The organism is Pedobacter sp. SG908 (genome assembly GCF_011759615.1).
Taxonomy (GTDB): domain Bacteria; phylum Bacteroidota; class Bacteroidia; order Sphingobacteriales; family Sphingobacteriaceae; genus Pedobacter; species Pedobacter riviphilus.
The window spans coordinates 1,390,245-1,410,618 of the sequence record NZ_JAAOYY010000001.1; the positions used below are offsets into that span (position 1 = coordinate 1,390,245).

Here is a 20,374-nt window from a genome sequence, read left to right on the forward strand (position 1 = left end):
ACTTATATTTGGGTAAAAAAATATATGACGATGAGGCTGAACCCTACGCTTAAAAAAATTGCCGAAAAATTAAACGTGAGTATATCAACGGTTTCAAGGGCACTTAAAGATCATCCAGATATTTCCCCGGAAACAAAAAGGAAAGTGAATGAACTGGCAAAGCTGATCGAATATGATCCCAATCCATATGCAGTTAACCTCCGTACGCATAGCAGCAAGGAATTTGCTATTGTTGTGCCGAGTCTCTCCAATTATTTTTATCATTCATTTATTAGCTCAATAGAAGAAGATGCACGGATTTATGGCTATTCAGTTATTATTTACCGCTCTTCCAATGATCCGGCAATAGAACTCGAAATATTAAAAAGCTGTAGGCATAAAAGGGTATCAGGGATATTTATAGCCATAACTGCTCAGACAAAGGATATGGAACCTTTTCTCAAACTTGATGTACAGGGAATCCCTGTTATTTTTTTTGATAAAGTGCCAAATTACGAATCCTGTAATAAGATATGTGTAGGTGATGCCCATGCTGCTGAACTGGCTGCGGGTGAAATTTTAAAAAAAGGTAAAAAAAACATCATGGCAATTTTTGGCGATCGGAATATGTCGATCACCAAAACGCGTTTGGAACGGTTTACCGCCTGCATATATGATCGAGATCCCGATATTTCTTTAGAGATTATTCATGCCTCGAGTTCAGAAGAAACTGAAAAAAAAGTATTGAAAGCGCTTTCCACAGGTATAAAAAAAGAGTTTGTGGTTTTCTGCATGAGTGATGAGATACTGGCTGGAGCAATGAAGGCGATCCAAAGAATAGGGGTTAAAGCGCCCGAAGATTTAGGGGTTATTGCCATAAGTGATGGAATGATCCCGCAAATTTTTTATCCCGAAATCACTTATGCCGAAACCAGCGGATTTAAGCTTGGTAAGCTGGCTTTTAGTAGAATGATGAAATGCATTGCCGGTAGTTCATTCGTGCAAACCATAATTGATGAATCAATTTTGGTGCCAGGAGGCTCACTCTAATTTGTATTCTGCAATGCAACAAGCTTTGCTAGCTGGATACCTACTGTCCTTTGTACCGTTCTGCTTTTTTACCCATAAGTGACTTTTGGCGAAATCATAAGGTATTTTTCGTCAATTTCAACACTCTTAACACTGTTTTCGAAAGGAAAAAATATTTCAGATAAAGACCAACTCAGTATCTTGCAGACAAAATGTTAAGCTATAATGAATGTATTTCTCTTTTTATAATGTGCATTCATCTGTTGGTATAGGCTTATGTTTTGTTTGGTGCCGCTCGTCGGTATAAATGAGGTGCTCGCGAGTAGAGAACTGGCGACCCTCTTTATGAAATACGGACTTGTTCAATTCTCAAGCAAGGTTTTGAAGCGATTGGTGAGCTTATAGCTTTCCGGATGGTCGTCGTTTTCATCTTCAAGCTGCTGCCTTTTATAGCTTCTTTTCGCTTCTAGTAACAATAAATACAAATATATCTTGATTGCCTTTTCCCTTCCTACTTTTTCACCCTGTAGTTCATCATTTATTTTCATCAGCAGTTCAAGCATTACATCCAGTTCTTCAGCTGCGACCTGAAAAACAGGTTTGCCAAAAGAATGGTAAAATGGAAACTCATCGGCTATTTTAATGGCAGGAATTATATCGTTCAGAAAATCGGAATTAAAAAGTATATAATAACCGAACGCGTCCGATGCAATATTTTTTTTTGAAAAAATCTGGTTGGGAAACGTGAACGCTAAGGTTAGGGGTTGATGGCGAAAATTCTCTAAACCAATCTTCATATCCAGGGAACCTTTGACGGTAATGCTTACACGATAAAAATCTGATTTTAATGGCCCTATAGAATTTACAAGACCTTCACTGGAATACATTTCAAAGCCACGTACAATTTTAGAATCCTGAATATGGTTGTAACCAAAAGGAGAAGTTTTTTCTTTTTCCCTGTGAACAGTTTTAAAATTCTTTAGGTCATACTTAGGAATATCTTTGATAAAGTTTTTCATGACTCATTTTTATTCGTTTTTCGTTTATCAAAAATACCATTATTTTATTCGACCTTTTACGGCTATTTAATGAACTGTCTTGTTCTAGATTTACTGGACGAATAATTTTGGTTCTTCTAGGTAATTGCCAGGCAATCAAATTCGCGTACAGTTTAGTTCGAAACGGACTGATTACTTTTGTTGAAATACACACCCAAAAATACCAGTTGAAAAATGAACAAACGTTTGCGTATTTCATTATCAAAGCAATGTGTTAATTTGTTTGCGGTTTTACAAGCCACTAGGATAATTTAGGATCTAACTTTTTGTTATTGTTGCAGATACACGTGAGTAGCTGCAGGGGAGTAATCTCTCTGGCAATCTTTGCCCCAACTTAATTGGCAGATACGAAGTTTGTCACGGATCAATTTATTAACAAAAATTTAATGTTCCGGTTTAATCCTCTAAACCTAGTAAAGCCGTAATTTCCCACTTTAGTTACTTAAAAAAAATGGAAAAAATCAATGCCCTGAAAACCGGATCTGATGTTGCTTTCAAAGCAGTATTCGAAAGCTCATGGGAAAAGGTCTATCGTTATTTAGTAAACAAAACAAGGGATGCTGACCAGGCAAAAGATCTGACACAGCTGGTTTTTATCAAGCTATGGACCTACCGGCTCAGTTTGTCAGATGAAATTCCATTAGATACCCAAATATTCCGCAAAACAAAACAGGTACTGATCGATTGGCTAAGGGCAGAAATGCGAAAAAGGGAATATATTTTCTCAAATTCCCCTGAGGCTACAGATAGTAGCTGGGACCAGATCAATCATCAGACCGATATCACAAACCATCTTTATTGGGCAATAGACAAACTACCGCCAAAGAGAAAAGAAATATTTGAGCTAAGGCATATACAAGGTTATTCCTATAAGGAAATAGCAGAAAAGCTCGGTATTTCAACAAAGACCATAGACAGCCAGCTGGTTAAAGCCAATATCCAGCTGCGCAAGATTCTGCAACTCTCTATCTGGGCAGCCATCACAGGTTCTGGATTTCTAAATTAATTTTTTTTAATCCCCGGTAGGGAGATCGTCAAAGTCCAGCGTACATGTATCTAAAAAGCTTCACATGGACCAAATAGAGCTGATCAAAAAATTCTTAAGAAATGAATGCAGCAGAGAGGAAGAGATTCTTATTGACCGCATCCTCATGGAAAATCCCGATTTAGTTGACGAACAGCTAAACGCCAAAGAATGGGATAAAGCCGAAGTCCTTTCCGGCAAATCCGATCAGCTAAAAGATGAAATATGGGCTGGCGTTTACGCAGCTACTCGTCCAAGAAAGAAAATAATACAGTTATGGAAACCGCTAAGCCTTGCGGCAAGTCTCGTACTGGTTTTGGGCTTAATTTATTTTCGCTTACCCTCAGGCGATAAAAACCACGGCGATATTACCAATAGCCAGTTAGCGCTAAAGACAGCGAGCAATAAAACAACTGGATACCTGAAGTTTAGCATGCCTGATGGTAGCATAATCACCTTGTCCCCAGGTGCAGCTATTTCATATCCGGAAAACTTTGGTAGCAATAGAAAAATATTTTTAAAAACAGGAAAAGCAGCCTTTGAGATTGCAAAAGATAAGGTGCATCCATTCACTGTATGGGCAAAAAATATTGCCACCACAGCCCTGGGTACGAAATTTACAGTTGCCGAGTTAAAAAGCGGCGTTGATGTTAAACTCTATGAGGGGAAAGTGGTAGTAGATGCCTTTGATCAAAAGAGCAAGAAACGTTCAGACTTTTTAAAGCCCGGCCAGCGCTACACCACTAGTTTAGATAAGAAAACCCAGAGGTTATCAACCTTTAGCGGAGATTTCGATGGTGCTATAGACAAACGCCTGGGGGTGATCAGTAATCTTGTTCCCGGGGCTTTGGCTAAGGGTATGAGGATCGTAAATACCCCGCTAAGCGAGGTGTTTAAACAGATGGAACTCGCCTATCAAATCAAAATAGATTTCCAACAAAGCGAGGTCGAGAATAAATACTTCACAGGAAGTTTTAGTGGAAAGGAAACCCCAATGGAAATTTTAAAAATCATTGCTTCCATAAACGAAATCACCGTTCAACGCGATGGATTAGGATATCAGATCCGTGGCCAAATAGAAAAGGCTAGTAAACCTGAACGTTAGCAGCTCGGAATCATAAGCCGAGATAGCAGCCAAACCAGAAACCAAAAAAACTATAAATAAGACTAATGAAAACCCGAAGAAAAACGAGGTGGAAGCAGATCAATTGTCTGCTATTGCTCATGCTATGCCATCTTTGCCTATATGCACAGAAAAATCCAAAAATTACAGGTAAGGTTCTTGATGATAAATCGCTGCCCATACCTTTCGTCACAGTTAAAATCATAAAGGATACTGATACTACCAAGCAGACGAAGGTATTAACAGATTCTCTGGGTGTCTTTTCATTTTCCAACCTGCAGCCCAATGCCAGCTATTCCTTAATTTTTTCCAGTATTGGATTTGAAAACCAGCAGCTCAAAAACCTGAAAGTATCAGCGCAGGGAAACAGCTCAATAGTTATACGGCTGGAAACAGCAGAAACTACCAAACTTAGCGAGGTAGTAGTGGTCGGCTATGGGACACAGAAAAAAGTAAACCTGACGGGCGCAGTAAGTGTAGTTGATGGAAAAGCGCTACAAAACAGACCGGTAAATAATGTCAGCCAGGCACTCTACGGCAATACACCCGGGCTTACCATAGGCTATGGCAATAACGGATTTGAACCAGGTGCTGCCCCGTCGGTTCAGATCCGCGGACAGGGCTCCCCTTATGTGCTTATAGATGGTACCGTTGGAGATATCAATGCCCTAGACCCAAATACCGTAGAGAGTATCTCGATATTAAAAGATGCAGCTGCATCAGCCATATATGGGGCCCGCGCGCCATACGGCGTCCTGCTGATTACCACAAAATCAGGAAAAGCCAACCAGGCTCCACAGATTGATTTCTCCATCAATGGCGGACCAACTACTATTATTAATAAACCCCGTATGGTTGACTCTTATACCTTTGCCAGAGCTATTAATGAAATGCATGATAACCAGGGCGTGGCCAGGCTATTTACAGGATCCACAATAGATAGGATTATCGCTTATATCAATGACCCTACACTTCCCGAGACAGTCCCCGATGCCTCAAACCCGACCAAGTGGTCAACTTACCAGCTGTCAAATGGCAATAACGACTGGATAAATATTCATTTTGGTTCAGGCTATAGGACACAGGAAAACCTTTCAGTCAGAGGCGGCTCAAAATCCATGGCCTATTACCTGTCTGCAGGGCACGCCAGCGAAAAAGGACCGTTAAAAATGGTCGATGATAAATATGGCCGTTATAACCTTACGGCAAAACTTGACGCCGATATCACCCCATGGTGGAAAATTAGCTCCAATACCCGCCTGACGAACGAAAACCGAGACAGGCCTATTTACAATGGCGAGGGAGGATATGGTATGATCATCCACCAGATATTCCGCACACATCCAGAGGTTTTCCTCAAATCACCAAACGGATATTACTCACAACTATCCCGCATACCTCAAATGCAGGCCGGATACGAACGCTTTACAGATAACGAGCTCATGCAGCGCCTTGCAACTGAAATCCGACCAGCTAAAAATTGGTCTATAAACGCAGATTATTCCATCAATTATAACGTTAATAACTTCGAAGGCGCAAACTTGGTTGCCTATGAAGACCAGGTAGACGGTAGCTTACTACCCATATCGCTCACAGTGCCGTCCTCTATCTCGAAAGATAAAGCAAATACCACATATAAAGCGCTAAATATCTTCTCGTCCTATAAATTTAATATTGGTCCAAAGAACCGCTTTGAGCTAATGGGAGGATATCAACAGGAATCTAATAAATATGATTACCTAAGCGGATTAAAAAGAGAGCTGATAACAAAAGAGGTTATCTCTATCACTACCGCCACCGGCGAGATGCAGGTATCAGATGCCATATCACATTGGGCAACCCAAGGCTTTTTTGGACGGCTAAACTATAATTTCAATGATAAATACCTGCTTGAATCAAACCTTAGGTATGATGGAACCTCAAGGTTTGCCGATAGCAAAAGATGGGGCTTTTTCCCTTCGCTGTCAGCAGGATGGGTAGTATCCAATGAAAAGTTCTGGTCAGCTCTTAGCGGTAAAATTCAATACCTGAAATTGCGTGGATCATGGGGAATGCTCGGCAACCAAAATGTAGCCTCATATCAGGATCTTGCCCTAATAGGGGTTAGGACAAACCTGGACTGGATCCTCAATGGCAAAAGATCTGCCTACACGCTAGCCCCAAACCTTATCAATCCATACCTTACCTGGGAATCATCCAGAACTACAGACTTGGGAATTGAATTCTCAGTTCTCAACAACAGGTTAAAAGTAGAGTTTGATTACTATCGCCGCTTAACATTAGATCGATTAGGTCCTGCCAAAGCATTGCCCGCAGTGCTGGGAGCAGCTGTCCCACGAGAAAATAATTCAGAGCTACAAACAAAAGGCTGGGATTTGAGCATCACATGGAAAGGAAAAGCCGGCAGCGACTTCAACTATTCGGTTACCGCAAATGTATTCGATAACATCAATACGGTGAGCAAATACCCAAATCCTACGGGAATTTTAACCACCGATTACACCGGAAAAAAAGTAGGGGAGATCTGGGGATACCAAACAGTGGGCTTAATCCAGAGCCAGGCACAGGCCGATAGGATAAACAGCAGCAAATCGCAGAACTTTATTAACGGCCAGCTATGGAGAACAGGCGATGTCGAATACCAGGATTTAAATGGCGACGGCATTGTCAATAACGGAAAGAATACGACGGGCGATCATGGAGATCTAACGGTAATTGGCAACAATACGGCCAGATACCAGTTTGGATTAAACCTCTCGGCAAGCTATAAAAACTTCGATCTAGGTGTTTTCTTTCAGGGGGTAGCTAAAAGAGACTTATGGTTAAGCGGCAATATCTTTTGGGGATTCAACCAGTGGAACCAATCCTCGTTGTTTCCAAACCATTTGGATTATTACCGCGATAGCGAGGCATCCAAATACTCTGGACTCGGAGTAAACACCGATGCCTACTTTCCACGTCCTTATAGTAATGCAGCCCAGTATGCGAAAAACCAGCAGATACAGACACGTTATCTCCAAAATGGCGCATACATACGCTTAAAAAACTTGCAGTTAGGTTATACCATGCCTGAAAGCCTAATGCGTTGGGCAAAGCTAAAAAGAGCCCGGATATACTTCTCGGGAGAAAATATTTACACCATTTCAAAGCTGCCCATAGGTTTTGATCCAGAGACGGCAGCCCTGGGTGATCTTGGCAATGGAAAGAGCATGTTTTCTCAGGCCATCTGGGCTTTCGGACTGAATGTTTCATTTTAAGGATCGGCTAAAACAAACAGCTAAAAAACAAGCGACAAACAAAACTGACCAAGACGGCTATTCATTAGGCAATGAAAAATAAAAAAGTTATAAGATGAAAAATAAAACGCTAATCATACTCAATGTAGCGATGCTGCTGCTAGCCGCATCTTGCAGGAAAGACTATTTAGATAGGCCACCGCTCACCCAGATAGAAAACGAGGCATATTGGAAGACAGCCAGTGACCTGGAGAAATATACGCTACAATTCTACAATACCTTTCCAGGCTATGGAACGGTAGGGAGTTATATGGGCTATATCGGCTGGGACGGAACAAGAGGATCTGACACCCAGATTTCAGCATCACCGAGCACGCTTTGGAATGGAACGAACCAACCGGTGACTGCTACTGGAAACTGGAGCTGGGAGAACATCAGAAGCGTAAATATATTTTTTAAAAACTACCGCCGCGCTCAGGAGCCATTCGAAAAGATCAAACACTTTGTAGGCGAGGCCCATTTTTTTAAAGCCTGGTTTTATTTTGAAAAAGTCCGCCAGTATGGCGATGTACCCTGGTTTACGGAGGCACTGGATATGGAGTCTGAAGGTTTATATAAAGCAAGAGACCCAAGAACATTAGTAATTGATTCAATTTTAGCTAACCTGGATAAAGCCATCGAATACCTCAAGCCCATCTCGCAGGCGGATGGCGGAAACAACAGACTTTCGAAAGAAGCCGCCTTACTTTTCAAATCCCGGGTAGGCTTATATGAGGGTACATGGCAAAAATATCATAAAGGCACCGCCTTTGGAACAACAAATGCGGACCCAAATAAGTACTTAAGGGCTGCAGTAAATGCCTCAGAAGAGTTAATGGTTGCCAAATACGGCAGAGCGCTTTATTCCAACAATAATCCAGACAACGACTATTGTAAACTGTTCTCATTAATCAACCAATCAAACAATAAGGAAGTTATTCTATGGAAAGCCTATTCAGCGAACCTCCAGTCATCGCATTCCTTTCAGATCTATGTATCTGACCGTACCGCAGGGATCAGCATTACCTTACAGCAGGTCTATCAATACCTTGGTAAAGATGGCAATCCTTATGATTATTTCACAATCGGAAAAACCACTAAGGGAAGCGGCTTTTTATCTAAGATAGCAAGCGAATGCGACCCCCGCTTGAAGCAGACCATTTGGACCCCGGGGGAGACCATGTGGGACAATAGCTTCGGAAAAGGTATTTTTGATAAACCCTTTTTAGATAAATCAGGCGAAACGCTAAACAACACAGGTTTCCAGATCCGAAAAGGAAACGACCCCAAAGACCCGCAGGCAGGCAGCGGCGTTTCATGGAACACCAGTTGTGAAACAGGAGCAATTCTTTTCCGCTATGCCGAGGCCCTGCTTAATTACGCCGAAGCCAAAGCCGAACTATCAGAGGTCGTAGATTATTCAAAATCCATCAACCTGCTAAGATCCAGGGCAGGCATGCCCAATTTCAAGGTACAGGCCGATCCCAATAGATCCCGTTATGCCGATTATGGATATACCATAACAGACGAACTACAGGAAATACGCAGGGAACGCACTGTAGAGCTAGGTGCTGAAGGCTTCCGATTTGACGATATCAGGCGATGGGCTGCCCATAACCTGCTAAAAGGCAAACGCCCAAAGGGCTACCCTTACCAAGCCAGTGAGTGGACTGGAAAAAACATCAGCTATAAAGCAGACGCTGATGGATTTCTGGATCCTTTCGTTTCGCAAATGACCAACGGTTATGGCTTCAATCCATCCAGAGATTATCTGGAATGCATTCCACTAAACGAAATTACCTTGAATCCAAAACTTAAACAAAATCCGGGATGGTAAGCACTATGAAAAGAAAAGAAACAATAAAAAACAAAGAAACTCATCAGGCAGGTCAGGTCAGGCAAAGCGCACAAATGGGCAAAACCAAACAAATAAATGAAATGCCCTGCAAACAGAATCCCTTAAGAGTATTACTGCTAATGCTCTTTTGTATCTGTTTGCTCGTTCCAGGCGCCAGTGCACAGAGCGAAAAGCCAGACTTAAGCTTCGGGATCATCGCCGATATTCAATACGCCCAGGCAGCTAGCCGCGGAACAAGATTTTATAAAAATTCACTATCAAAACTCTCCACTGCGATAGGGGAACTCAATAAAGAGAAGCTTGCTTTTCTCGTTAATTTGGGCGACGTGACGGATAGAAACCCAGAAGACCTTAAGCCGGTACTAAACGAGCTTGATAAGTTCTATAACAAAGTCTACAACCTGGTTGGAAACCATGATTATGCCGGGATAGAGAATAACCAAAGTCTTTACAAGGCATTAAACATGCCAGGGGAATACTACGTCGTTAAAAAAGAGGGATGGCGTCTGCTGATGTTAAACACCAACGAGCTTTCCAGTTATGCCAATATAAAAGGCACTTGGAAAGAAGCCGAATTCGATTCGCTCTCAGTAAACGCAAGAAAAGCAGGTAGTAAAAATCTGGAGTCTTACAATGGAGCATTAAGCAGCAGACAAAAGTTATGGTTGGAAAACAATCTGCAGCAAGCGGTATCAAAAAATGAGAAAGTAATCATTTTTTCACACCACCCTTTTAGCTGCGCGGATGGCCTGGAAGTCATCAATGGAAAAGAACTAATCACTTTGGTTTCCAGATACCCCTGTGTAAAAGCACTCATTGCTGGCCATCACCATACCGGTGGATATTGTGAAGAATCCGGCATTCCTTCTGTCATTGTCGAAGGGATGGTAGAAACAGAACAGGAGAATGCATGGGGCGTAGTAGAGCTATATAAAGATAAGATAATGATAAAGGGAAAAGGCAGAGTGACTTCTAGAACCATTGAATTTAAATAATAACCATAATAACCAATAAACAAGAACCAAAATCAAAAATCAAAAAACAATGTTAAACAAAAACCTATTTAAAATCTACAGTGTAGTTTTTGCACTAACACTTCTTTTTACAGCCTGTAAAAAGAATGTATCCGAAAGTCAAAACGAGCTATCAGGGCCTGGAAAACTATCAGCCAAGCAAAGTTCGCAAACGCTAACCGCAGGCCCGGCAATAGTAAGTGCCCACCGCGTAAACGACTTAATCAAGGTCGATGAGATTAAAAACGCCGGAATTAACAGTCTGGAAGTCGATATTTTTGTCGGCACTAAAAATGGTCAGCCAACTTGTTTGATCGGCCATGAGGCAGCAACAGCCACTGGCCAAACTTTGCTGGAATATTTTGCAAACCTCAATCAAAAGATGAGCGGTTTTGAATTCGTGTGGTTAGATTGCAAAGACCTTAATAGTACAGCCAATGAACAGCTTTTCAAAACCACGCTTGAGCAACTGGATAACCTCTACGGAATCAAAAATAGAGTCCTGGTTGAAAGCCGTTACATCTCTTATTTGGTTAATCTAAAACAGGACGGCTGGAAGGTAAGCTATTATTGCAATTGGGAAGATGTGTATGGAAAACCAGCCGCACAGCAACAAACCGCAATGGCCGGGATGTACAGCCAGCTTACTACCTATGGTATAGATGGCATTAGCTACGATGCAGCGGCCGACGATCCTATGAAAAACTATTTTTCATCTAAAACCATAGGGGGCGTACCCGTTAAAATGTATGCATGGGCGCTCTCAAGATATTACGGCGAGACAGACCTTACAACAAAATTAGCTGGCTACAGCCATTTGAGCGTATTATTAATTGCATTTTACCCTCAGCAGATTACATTAGTTAATGGCGCAAATTATAAGCTTGTATCTGCTTTGACTAATGAACCTAGCAAAGTGGTCGACGTTAATGACAGCCCACCTGTTAACGGATCAGATGTATCGCTCTGGACAAACAATTATCCTACATCAAACAACCAGGTATTTAAGCTTAGATCATTAGGCGGAGGATATTACGCCCTGAAAAGCCTTGCAGATACCACAAAAGCCCTCAATGTACTTGGTGGAGGATCAGCCAATAGTACGGCAGTACAGGTGTATGATTTTACCAATACCACAGCCCAGCGTTGGCAGATCAATTATGCCGGCAGCGGATATTATAACCTTACTCCAGCCTGTGCCTCAGGGAAAAACCTCGATGTAAACGGAGGAAGTACAGCCAATGATACCCCAATCCAGATCTACAGCGCACATACTTACAATTCACAGAAATTTAGATTAGTAAGGCAATAACGGCAATTTACATCTAAAACGCCTCCACAAAACGAGTCTCTACCGGGTCAGCAAAACTCGGTAGAGAATTTTTGAAAATTTCATGGAAAGATAGCTAGTAGAGAAGATTCACCAAATTCCAAAAGCTTCGCCCAAAGGTTTATCAAGCGTCTTACGCTGTACCATACTGAATTTACATACTTTCGCCGAAATAAACAGCTACCTTTCTTCATCAAAATATCTAATAGTGATAAAATAATATACCTTGTCCTTTTTCAGGTTAGCGGGAACTAAGACTTAAGTTGTACTTATTATGCTACGGGTAAAAAACTGATTAAAATAAGTGGGGTAAGTGCAGGGTCGATTAAACGGGGTATCATAGTGTTCCAGCATAACTGGACGGTTTGATAATCGCCATGGATTAATACGATGGGTTTGCCCTGTCCGTAAATTTCGTAGTACAGCTTAAGCCCATTAACAGGAGCATAACCAGAAGTATCCGGTTATTGCGCGTGAGCTTTTGTATCATGGAGTTTACATTAATTAAGTTCATTAGTGCTAACATGATTATTTTAATTTTCTGGTTTTATTTGATGGGTTTATATTGCATCCACACAATGTCACAGGTAAATGCTCTTGATTGCAACATTTCCAGGTTTACTCTATCTATAAATGGGGTTAAACCTTTGCCAATCGCTGTGGGATGAAAGTACAGGTTATATTCGTCAATCAGGTTTTCCTGAATGAGGCTTGAAACAAAATAGTTACCGCCGTACACGATTATATCGCCTTTGTTTTGCCTTTTTAATGCCTTAATTTCTTTAGCAATATTATTCCTGGTTATTCTGGTGTTTTTCCAATCATTTCGTTGAAGTGTCTTTGAAAAAACAATTTTCAAACAATCGTTCATCTTAGCCACAAACCCGGGGTCTTCTCCTAAGGGGTCAGTTTTTCTGGCATCCCAGGCCGGAATAAATTCTTCTGCCAACTTTCGCCCCAGTAAAATGCAGTCAACTTGGGCGGTTTGTTGGTTTAGATGTTTTTTTAACTGATCATCAAAATTCCAGGTCATCCAATCCATTTCGCCATTAGGTCCTGCACAATATCCGTCAAGAGATAGTTGCATTTGTAGTTTCAGTTTACGCATAACGCATTAATTAAATAGTAATCATGTTAAATTAAGCCAAGATCATGTGATGGTACATGCAAAAGCAATAGCAAGCTATAGGTGTAAAGTACGCAATAAAGAACTGTGCTACAGTTTAGACTTTATTTATTAGCAAGCTTACTTTTTTAGATAGAATAACCCCCACACCAACTGAGGTTAACAATATGATGGTACAGTATACAGGATCTGGCTTTACCGTCATTAAGAAAACAATGCCAAACAGGATGCTTGTTCTTAACCAGATGGACAGCCGTAGTTTATTGGTGTTTCCGAAAAAACCGATCAGATTCCCGTCAGCATTTTTGATTATTTTCTTGGCACTTTTCATCCTTTTTTCAGTAAACGACCCGCTTGTTAACGCTATAAGAAAGAAGCCAATCAGACCCGATATTACCCAGCTGGTACCCTCCCAAACAGTGGCAGCCATGTATATGCCTGACAGCAGTGTCATTGCTGCACCTATACCAGCTATGGATAATTTTGTGTAAATAGTAACCGCTTCTTTTATTTGCTCGTTTGTAGCGGCGTTACTAAGTTTAAGGATACAAATCCATTCTACACCGAGGCCAGCAAAAAGGAGCAGCACCCCGGATATATGGATAAACAGAACGATATTGTAAATCATGATTCGTTTTTTTTAATTGTGAAAAATCTTAAAGCAATTACTTATAGCTCCGCGCTGTCGACTTGTTGAAGCAAGAGCTGTAAATCGGTAAACACCCAGCGTTCCTGCACTTTATCGTCGGCTATCCTGTAAATGGCTATGCCGTTTAAAGTGATGGGTTTACCTGTGGCAGCGATACCTTCAAAATCACCTTCCTGTGTGCCCTGCAACCGCCACCGAACTGCTACCTTATCATTTTCGGCAATTATGTCTTCTGTATGGTAGCTGGCATCGGGCAAGGTTACTTTAATTTTTGAATAGAATGCCTTAAAAGACTGGGGCCCGGCAGGTGTACCTTTCGGCCAATCGTGGGAAATAAAGTTTTCTGCAACTAATTCATTTACCATGGGCATATTCCAGTCTACCAAAACATCTTTGTAGAGTTTTAGGATGATCGCCTTGTTTTTCTCTGTGATATTGTTTGTTTTCATAAAAAAAAATGATTTGTGCTAACTTTTAATTTATCCAACCGGTTTACTCATTAAGCAGGCTACAGTATACAGTTTAGGTAGCATTACAACAGTCAGCTTTATATGAATACTGGGGCGTCTGCATGCTTAACTGATACAGATAGTCACTCCCGGTTTTTCAGATAATTATTAATATCACAAAATTAGAAGGGGGGAAGGGGAGAAAATTGTATAATCCTGCTAACTTTTCATTGCAAATGACGGGCGAACCCCAAACATTTTTTTAAAGGTTTTGATGAAGTGTGATGAGTCTGTAAAACCGGCATGGTGTGCACTTTCTGTGAGGGAACAACCGGTTCGGGATTTTATTGCCGCTATTTCTATCTTTTTCCACAGGATGTATTGGCGAATGGATATATTCATATCTTGTTTGAAGATATGAGCCAACCTGCTTTCTGAAACAAACACCTGGCGGGCAAGCTGGTCAATGCTCCAATCTTCTTCGGCTATGTGCTCATGTATCAGCTTTATACATTTGCTGGTGTAATCGCTTATCTTTTTATCGCTTTTTTTATCGAAACCAGGTAGTGAAAATTGTCCATCGCTTTTATAGTGGCCAATTTCTTTCGCGTCGAAAACAACAATAGGCCTGTTTCCTAAATTATACAGGTTGATCAGGTGTTCTCCAACTGTAGTGGTTGGGTCAATAAAATAAATATACGATTCACCATGCGAGCAGTCAAACACATGCGGCGTGTTGGGTGATATAATGGCAGCCTGGATGTTTTTAAAATCCTGGTCCCTGGTGGATATATTCAGGGAACCCGAGTTGGCAAAAGCCAGTTCCAGTGCATAATGCGAATGCATTGCTGCGCTGTAGTTTTTTTTAGAGAAGGAAACAATCCCGTCGTCTATGAAAGTAATTGCCATACAGGGTAAGGAAATTTTAATACATGAAGGTACTCTTTATGCCGCGTATTTTTTAGGAAATAAGATGGCATATTTCTTTCCTGAACAATCTGGATATTAGGGAGAAGTAATGTTGAAAATTGACAGGATTGTACAATTTTCCCGCTTATAAACTGCCGTATTTTGCAAAATAGTCTTTTGTTAAAAAAAAATCGTGATATGAAAAAAATAATTATTGCTGTATTGATGGGGTGTTTGTTCCAGGTAATTAAGGCCCAGGAACCCGGCCAGAGTTTGGTTGGGATTTATAAGTCAACAACAAGTCGGGCCTGTATTGTGCTCTATATGTCCGATACACGGCTCCGCGCCAAAGCCTATGAAGATTTGGCTATCATAAAAAGAAATGTTTACACCAAGGAATACCTATCGGGATTGCTGGCCGACAAAAATTGTCCTGATTTTATAGTCAGCTACAACGAATCCGTTTTTGAAAATTTACTTAGCTGGAATGACCCGATAGAATTTACAATTCCTCAAAACAATGCGATTAACAATGCGATATTAATTTTTTTTACCCATGCCGGTACGAAGTTTAAGCCATTAAAAATAAGATTGTGACGGTTCAAGGTTTTAAGTTTATCAATGTCGGACTGATATCGGGAAATTCAGGTCGGAAGATTTATCATGTGAATATTTGTAAAGCTCAATTAAAAATCCTTAAAATTAAATGCTTTAGGAAATCATTACGGGTCCAGATAATAAGTTTCCTTTGCTGAAATCAAGAAGGCCAGGAGGTTTAAATCTAAATTGGAATCCACTGCGGGGTTTGATATTTTTTTTATCGATTTTTGTTAGTTGCACCTCCGTTCTGACAATGTAGCCTTCCCATTCTTTCTTAAATCAGATGCTGCATCATTGGAGAGCACAAGAATAGTTTCTACTTTTGATAAAAATTCAAGTTTTGACAGGCGGCTATTGCTTATATTTATCTATTGAACACCATTTAATGTATAGCCGTGTATATGATGAATTTGGAAAGCAAAAGACAAGAAGGTTAGTTCTATTTTATCAGCACAGCCCAAAAAATTAGCTATGTCCCAAAATTTACCATTGAAAAATATAGAAGCTATAAGACGTGTATTGCCAATGATATTGGCTACAGCCATTTTTATGCAGATGCTCGATTCGACCATACTCAATACATCTCTGCCTGCCATTGCAAAGGATCTCCATCAATCTCCATTGAATATGCAAAATGCCATTATTGGCTATGTATTAACCCTAGCTGTTTTTATGCCAGTGAGTGGTTTCTTATCTGATAAATTTGGTACAAAGAAAGTGTTTATTCTGGCCTTAGTACTTTTCAGTGCGGGATCACTTTTTTGTTCGCTCTCTGGAAATCTAACTCAACTGGTAATTTCAAGAATAATACAGGGCGTGGGGGGAAGTCTGATGACACCGGTTGGAAAATTAGCGCTGGTTAAGAGCTTTCCAAAGAAAGATTTATTGAAAGCAATGAATTTTGCAATTATACCCGCACTTATCGGACCTGTTTTAGGCCCACTTGTTGGGGGATACATGGTAGATTATCTATCCTGGCACTGGATATTTTTGATTAATATACCGATGGGAGTTTTGGGTATTGTGCTCAGCTTGCGATACATGCCTGATTACAGATCTGCTGTGATTGATTTTGACTTGCGGGGCTTTTTAATTTTTGCTGCTGCATCATTATTGCTCTCCATTTCTCTCGAACTCCTTGGGGATGTTGTTTATACTACGCCTGCCTTGGCAATTTTGTCACTTGGTGTGTTAATGCTTTATTTTTATTATCGGCATGCTGTAACAGATAATAATCCTATTTTTCCATTGAACTTATTTAAGGTAAGAACTTTTAGGGTAGGCATACTTGGTAATCTTGCTACTCGATTAGGTATCAGTGCAATACCTTTATTGTTACCCATGATGATTCAGATAGCTTATGGTCGGTCTGCAGTAGTTTCAGGCTGGATTATAGCACCAATGGCACTAACTGCTATTATTGCAAAATCGCAGGTAATAAAAATTTTAAATAGGTTTGGTTACAGAGCAACATTGATGGCCAATACTTTTATAATCGGGAGCCTGATCTGTGCGATGGCTATACCTGCCATCAGTTCGTCCATTTATTATTATGTACCAATCATTGTGATCATGGGTTTTTTTAACTCTATTCAATTTACAGCCATGAACACCATTTCAATTGCTGATCTGCGTGAGTATCATACCAGTAGTGGTAATTCTTTAATCTCCGTCAATCAGCAACTTGCAATCGGGTTTGGCGTTGCCTTCGGACTAATTATCTTGAAGTTATTTCGCGGGGACGTAAAGCTTATACATGATGATATCCATAATGCATTCAGGTATACCTTTCTTGTAGTAGGTATTTTGACCATACTATCGGGCCTTGTATTTAGAAGGTTACATTTTAAGGATGGTGAGAATTTAAAATAATTGCAGTAAGGTTATTTGGCCCGACTTTTCCTTTTTAAAGTTAACTTTGGGCGAATTAAATATTTTGTTTCTTTTGTAGTTTATAAGAACTTCAAATTCCCTTTAATCAAGCCTGCTACGAGCCCATGTCGCAAATTTTCCGCCAGCATTTAGAAAAATTCATCAAGGTCTCAGACGATCAGTTCAATGAAATCATGGGATATTTCGAAACCAGGATAGTTGTTAAAAAAGAAAATGTACTAGTAAAAGGAAAAATCTGCAAGCATCATTTCTTTGTGCTGGAGGGACTTTTGCGAAAATTCTACATTAACGAAAAAGAAGCCGAACAGACTGTAGAATTTGCCATCGAAACCTGGTGGATTACAGATAACATAGCCTACGAACGGCGGGCAAAGACACAGGCTAACGATCAATATAGGTTAATTGGTGTTATTTGAGGAATTCTAAAAATTCAGAAAGAAATATTTCAGGGCTTTCTTCAACTACCCAATGTGCAGTATTGGGGATGCGCACAGCAGTAACATTTGTTGCTACCTCCTTCATCATTTCCTCCATTATAGCGCCGCTTGTACTTATTGCACCGCCAACTGCTAATACAGGTATCGAAAGTTTTCCATTTTTAGCCAAATATGCACGGTTGTCTGTAACATCCTGATCAAAGGCTCTATATACTTCCAATCCAGCTCTGATTGCCCCTGGTGCAGCGTAAGCAGTGGTAAATATATTAATATCGTTATTGTTAATAGCGTCGGTATTGTATATTCTGTAGTTGAAAAAAGATTGCAGGTATTGTTTTTCACGCCCTGATATTAGCATTTCGGGCAAATCGGGTACATTGTGAAACGCGAAGTGCCATACCCTGTGATCTGTTCGTATCACATCAAAAGCCTTTGTGCCTGGCAAGGGAGCATCTATAACTACGAGGTGCGATGTATGTTCCCTGTATTCCTGTGCATAAGCGTAAGCAACCATCAATCCAATGTCGTGTCCCACCAGGATAGCCGGGCCTTCTATTTTAAGATGTTCTTTTAAAAGATAGTGAATGTCGCCGGCCATTGTCCGTTTATCATAACCAGAAGCAGGCCGCCATGAATCGCCCGCACCGCGATAGTCAACCGCTATTACCCTAAAGCCAGCTTCTGCCAATTTGGGGATAATGAAACGCCATTCCCACCATGTTTGCGGAAAACCATGAATGAGAATAATTACACTTTCTCCATTTCCAGCTTCAACATAATGGATGCGCAATGTATTATCAATCACTGCCATTCCGTGCCTTACCGCTAAATTATTCGAATCTTTTTCTGTCATTACGGATTAATTTATAACAAAGGTCGCAGATCAATTGTCTAAATTTGCTTTACTTTCTAAGGAATAACTACGCTAAACTTTTGAATCGAAGGTTTTTAATTTTTAAATATGCAGGCAGACGAATTACACCATGCGATACTAAATGAATTGCAACTTGATGCAAGAATGAGCAATGCCGAAATTGGCAGGAGGGTTGGTCTTTCGGCTCCGGCAGTGGCAGAAAGAATAAAGCGGATGCAGGACGAAGGGATAATAAAAGGGTTTTTTACAAGCATTGAGTTTTCAAAACTGAACTATTTGCAAAAAGTGCTGATTGCTGTAAAATTACCGCCTGTTCAAGTGAACGTTTTTTTAAAGGAAGCAAAAAAAATTGAAGGAATAACCAACGTAGTTCATACCACTGGAGAATATTGTTTTTTTGTGAGTATGACCCTCAAATCTACAGAAGCGCTAAACACTGCGTTAGACCGGTTAGGGAAACTTGGGGCAACCATCACGTTTTCAGTTTTATCAACCCCGATTGAACATAAATCAATTAATTTACCAACAAAAAAATAGGTTTGTACCTGATTATTATCCTCAGGTAATTAAGGAACTGCGCGAACAGGGAATGATCGGCCAGGCCATTGTGAATGTAAAGGGAAGTACGACACTATTCCAGATAGAACAGGAGGTAGGTAGGATTGAGGAATACATTACCATCATGCCAGTAGTGGATATGAAAAGAGCTGATGCTTCAGCAATTATTGTAAGTTATAACCCCCATCAAAAAACATTATTTAAGCTAACTTCAACACGGATACCTGAAACGAGTTTAAGGTGACAACATTGCGTTAAAATTATCTGCCGAAGACTTTTAAGGCATATTATTAATCGAGTTCGGGTTAATAGGCTATAGACTGCGGTTTGCTATTGCTAAGGAAAAGTAAAAGAATATTTTAAACCCAATCCGTTATCACCTATTAAGTGAAAGTTGATTCGGAGAGACTCCGTATTTCTTTTTGAATATATATGAAAAATGGGAAAGGTCTTCAAAACCGACTTCGAGGTAAATCTCAGTCGGTTTTTTCTTTTTCTCGGCCAAATGATAGTAGGCCAGTTCCAACCTTTTATCTGTTAGCCATTTTTGAGGTGTGGTATCAAACAGCTTTTTAAAATCCCTGTTGAATGTTGATAAACTTCGGCCGGTTAAGTAGCCTAGTTTTTCTAAAGGCATATTGAACATAAAATTGCGCTGCATAAAATCGACCAGGTCGATCTTACCTGGAGCATCAAAATTGGCAAGGATACCGTCTACGCTGGGATCGATCAACCGCAGGATATTAATGGCCTCTTCAATTTTAATGGTAGCCAGACTTTCTGGAAATTCATCCTCCATATCAAAATAAGGAATCAGCGAATTCAGGCAGCTTTCCAGTAGTGGATGGTTGTTAAAACGGTATATTTTCTGCTGTGGTTGTATACTCTTTTTATACTCGGTTTTTTCATAGAACTTCTTCAGTCGCTCGGTCGACAGATGCATCACCACAGTTTTATGTGGTAGGCCATTTTTCGGATAGTTGATAATCGTGGCCAGTTCGTTTCTTGGAATCAGGAAAGTATCACCCGTTTTAAAAATGAAAGTCGATTCCGCCTGAATGATTTTGGTTTCTCCGGAAATGAACCATACCAGCATATGGTCGTCAAACATCAGGTCGGATTTAAACAGCTTATCTTCATAGCTGGAAAGTTTGATTTCCTTGGTCAGGTATTTGGATATATGTTCCATT

The 20,374-nt window shown here is 40.4% G+C and carries 19 protein-coding genes; 12 read left to right on the forward strand and 7 right to left on the reverse strand.

Annotation, left to right across the window (positions count from 1 at the left end; all coding sequences use genetic code 11):
- Positions 1-30: 30 nt before the first annotated feature.
- The gene (locus tag FHT21_RS05830) at positions 31-1,029 is read left to right on the forward strand and encodes a LacI family DNA-binding transcriptional regulator (protein WP_167293794.1); all 999 of its coding nucleotides are present in this window, start codon (positions 31-33) and stop codon (positions 1,027-1,029) included.
- 341 nt (positions 1,030-1,370) lie between these two features.
- On the opposite strand, the gene FHT21_RS05835 is transcribed toward FHT21_RS05830, so the two are convergent.
- Positions 1,371-2,027, reverse strand: a complete 657-nt coding sequence (locus FHT21_RS05835; protein WP_167293795.1) for a hypothetical protein — start codon at positions 2,025-2,027, stop codon at positions 1,371-1,373.
- 490 nt (positions 2,028-2,517) lie between these two features.
- Between FHT21_RS05835 and FHT21_RS05840 the strand changes: the two genes are divergently transcribed.
- The 6 genes from FHT21_RS05840 (at position 2,518) to FHT21_RS05865 (ending at position 11,671) form a co-directional block, all read left to right on the forward strand.
- On the forward strand, positions 2,518-3,072 hold the full coding sequence (locus FHT21_RS05840; RefSeq protein ID WP_167293796.1) for a sigma-70 family RNA polymerase sigma factor: 555 nt from the start codon (positions 2,518-2,520) through the stop codon (positions 3,070-3,072).
- A 64-nt stretch (positions 3,073-3,136) separates the two neighbouring features.
- On the forward strand, positions 3,137-4,195 hold the full coding sequence (locus tag FHT21_RS05845) for a FecR family protein (RefSeq protein ID WP_167293797.1): 1,059 nt from the start codon (positions 3,137-3,139) through the stop codon (positions 4,193-4,195).
- A gap of 65 nt (positions 4,196-4,260) precedes the next feature.
- Entirely contained in the window at positions 4,261-7,470 is a 3,210-nt protein-coding gene (locus FHT21_RS05850) for a SusC/RagA family TonB-linked outer membrane protein (RefSeq protein ID WP_167293798.1), read from the forward strand.
- Between the two features lie 94 nt (positions 7,471-7,564).
- Positions 7,565-9,325, forward strand: a complete 1,761-nt coding sequence (locus FHT21_RS05855; protein ID WP_167293799.1) for a RagB/SusD family nutrient uptake outer membrane protein — start codon at positions 7,565-7,567, stop codon at positions 9,323-9,325.
- A gap of 5 nt (positions 9,326-9,330) precedes the next feature.
- Positions 9,331-10,341, forward strand: a complete 1,011-nt coding sequence (locus FHT21_RS05860) for a metallophosphoesterase (protein ID WP_167293800.1) — start codon at positions 9,331-9,333, stop codon at positions 10,339-10,341.
- A gap of 49 nt (positions 10,342-10,390) precedes the next feature.
- Positions 10,391-11,671, forward strand: a complete 1,281-nt coding sequence (locus FHT21_RS05865; RefSeq protein WP_167293801.1) for an RICIN domain-containing protein — start codon at positions 10,391-10,393, stop codon at positions 11,669-11,671.
- 565 nt (positions 11,672-12,236) lie between these two features.
- Here the strand turns inward: FHT21_RS05865 and FHT21_RS05870 are convergent.
- From FHT21_RS05870 to FHT21_RS05885, 4 genes are all read right to left on the reverse strand, one after another.
- The gene (locus tag FHT21_RS05870) at positions 12,237-12,797 is read right to left on the reverse strand and encodes a dihydrofolate reductase family protein (protein WP_167293802.1); all 561 of its coding nucleotides are present in this window, start codon (positions 12,795-12,797) and stop codon (positions 12,237-12,239) included.
- Positions 12,798-12,912: 115 nt separating this feature from the next.
- Positions 12,913-13,443, reverse strand: a complete 531-nt coding sequence (locus FHT21_RS05875) for a hypothetical protein (protein WP_167293803.1) — start codon at positions 13,441-13,443, stop codon at positions 12,913-12,915.
- A 41-nt stretch (positions 13,444-13,484) separates the two neighbouring features.
- Positions 13,485-13,913 carry an ester cyclase gene (locus tag FHT21_RS05880; protein WP_167293804.1) on the reverse strand — a complete coding sequence of 143 codons (429 nt, stop codon included), beginning with the start codon at positions 13,911-13,913 and terminating at the stop codon, positions 13,485-13,487.
- A gap of 219 nt (positions 13,914-14,132) precedes the next feature.
- Positions 14,133-14,822, reverse strand: coding sequence for an AraC family transcriptional regulator (locus FHT21_RS05885; RefSeq protein WP_167293805.1), 690 nt, complete (start codon positions 14,820-14,822; stop codon positions 14,133-14,135).
- Positions 14,823-15,020: 198 nt separating this feature from the next.
- Between FHT21_RS05885 and FHT21_RS05890 the strand changes: the two genes are divergently transcribed.
- The 3 genes from FHT21_RS05890 (at position 15,021) to FHT21_RS05900 (ending at position 17,731) form a co-directional block, all read left to right on the forward strand.
- Positions 15,021-15,419 (forward strand): hypothetical protein, encoded by a 399-nt coding sequence (locus tag FHT21_RS05890; RefSeq protein ID WP_167293806.1) that lies wholly within the window; start codon positions 15,021-15,023, stop codon positions 15,417-15,419.
- A 492-nt stretch (positions 15,420-15,911) separates the two neighbouring features.
- Positions 15,912-17,294 carry an MFS transporter gene (locus FHT21_RS05895; protein WP_243853874.1) on the forward strand — a complete coding sequence of 461 codons (1,383 nt, stop codon included), beginning with the start codon at positions 15,912-15,914 and terminating at the stop codon, positions 17,292-17,294.
- 125 nt (positions 17,295-17,419) lie between these two features.
- The gene (locus FHT21_RS05900; protein WP_167293808.1) at positions 17,420-17,731 is read left to right on the forward strand and encodes a hypothetical protein; all 312 of its coding nucleotides are present in this window, start codon (positions 17,420-17,422) and stop codon (positions 17,729-17,731) included.
- Here the strand turns inward: FHT21_RS05900 and FHT21_RS05905 are convergent.
- A complete protein-coding gene (locus FHT21_RS05905; protein ID WP_167293809.1) occupies positions 17,724-18,605 on the reverse strand; it encodes an alpha/beta hydrolase in 882 nt (293 codons plus the stop codon). The genes FHT21_RS05900 and FHT21_RS05905 overlap by 8 nt on opposite strands.
- 108 nt (positions 18,606-18,713) lie before the next feature.
- Between FHT21_RS05905 and FHT21_RS05910 the strand changes: the two genes are divergently transcribed.
- On the forward strand, positions 18,714-19,163 hold the full coding sequence (locus tag FHT21_RS05910) for an Lrp/AsnC family transcriptional regulator (RefSeq protein ID WP_167293810.1): 450 nt from the start codon (positions 18,714-18,716) through the stop codon (positions 19,161-19,163).
- On the forward strand, positions 19,126-19,428 hold the full coding sequence (locus FHT21_RS05915; protein WP_167293811.1) for a hypothetical protein: 303 nt from the start codon (positions 19,126-19,128) through the stop codon (positions 19,426-19,428). The genes FHT21_RS05910 and FHT21_RS05915 overlap by 38 nt, the downstream gene beginning before the upstream one ends.
- Before the next feature lie 132 nt (positions 19,429-19,560).
- Here FHT21_RS05915 and FHT21_RS05920 read toward each other — a convergent pair whose 3' ends face one another.
- Positions 19,561-20,373, reverse strand: a complete 813-nt coding sequence (locus tag FHT21_RS05920; RefSeq protein ID WP_167293812.1) for an AraC family transcriptional regulator — start codon at positions 20,371-20,373, stop codon at positions 19,561-19,563.
- Between the last annotated feature and the right edge of the window lies 1 nt (position 20,374).

Bases quoted from the DNA above. Each gene is read 5' to 3' on its own strand.
- FHT21_RS05835 (WP_167293795.1), bottom strand. From the start codon at position 2,027: ATGAAAAACTTTATCAAAGATATTCCTAAGTATGACCTAAAGAATTTT.
- FHT21_RS05830 (WP_167293794.1), top strand. From the start codon at position 31: ATGAGGCTGAACCCTACGCTTAAAAAAATTGCCGAAAAATTAAACGTG.
- FHT21_RS05855 (WP_167293799.1), top strand. From the start codon at position 7,565: ATGAAAAATAAAACGCTAATCATACTCAATGTAGCGATGCTGCTGCTA.
- FHT21_RS05880 (WP_167293804.1), bottom strand. From the start codon at position 13,913: ATGAAAACAAACAATATCACAGAGAAAAACAAGGCGATCATCCTAAAA.
- FHT21_RS05870 (WP_167293802.1), bottom strand. From the start codon at position 12,797: ATGCGTAAACTGAAACTACAAATGCAACTATCTCTTGACGGATATTGT.
- FHT21_RS05845 (WP_167293797.1), top strand. From the start codon at position 3,137: ATGGACCAAATAGAGCTGATCAAAAAATTCTTAAGAAATGAATGCAGC.
- FHT21_RS05890 (WP_167293806.1), top strand. From the start codon at position 15,021: ATGAAAAAAATAATTATTGCTGTATTGATGGGGTGTTTGTTCCAGGTA.
- FHT21_RS05840 (WP_167293796.1), top strand. From the start codon at position 2,518: ATGGAAAAAATCAATGCCCTGAAAACCGGATCTGATGTTGCTTTCAAA.
- FHT21_RS05910 (WP_167293810.1), top strand. From the start codon at position 18,714: ATGCAGGCAGACGAATTACACCATGCGATACTAAATGAATTGCAACTT.
- FHT21_RS05860 (WP_167293800.1), top strand. From the start codon at position 9,331: ATGAAAAGAAAAGAAACAATAAAAAACAAAGAAACTCATCAGGCAGGT.
- FHT21_RS05905 (WP_167293809.1), bottom strand. From the start codon at position 18,605: ATGACAGAAAAAGATTCGAATAATTTAGCGGTAAGGCACGGAATGGCA.
- FHT21_RS05875 (WP_167293803.1), bottom strand. From the start codon at position 13,443: ATGATTTACAATATCGTTCTGTTTATCCATATATCCGGGGTGCTGCTC.
- FHT21_RS05885 (WP_167293805.1), bottom strand. From the start codon at position 14,822: ATGGCAATTACTTTCATAGACGACGGGATTGTTTCCTTCTCTAAAAAA.
- FHT21_RS05865 (WP_167293801.1), top strand. From the start codon at position 10,391: ATGTTAAACAAAAACCTATTTAAAATCTACAGTGTAGTTTTTGCACTA.
- FHT21_RS05900 (WP_167293808.1), top strand. From the start codon at position 17,420: ATGTCGCAAATTTTCCGCCAGCATTTAGAAAAATTCATCAAGGTCTCA.
- FHT21_RS05920 (WP_167293812.1), bottom strand. From the start codon at position 20,373: ATGGAACATATATCCAAATACCTGACCAAGGAAATCAAACTTTCCAGC.
- FHT21_RS05850 (WP_167293798.1), top strand. From the start codon at position 4,261: ATGAAAACCCGAAGAAAAACGAGGTGGAAGCAGATCAATTGTCTGCTA.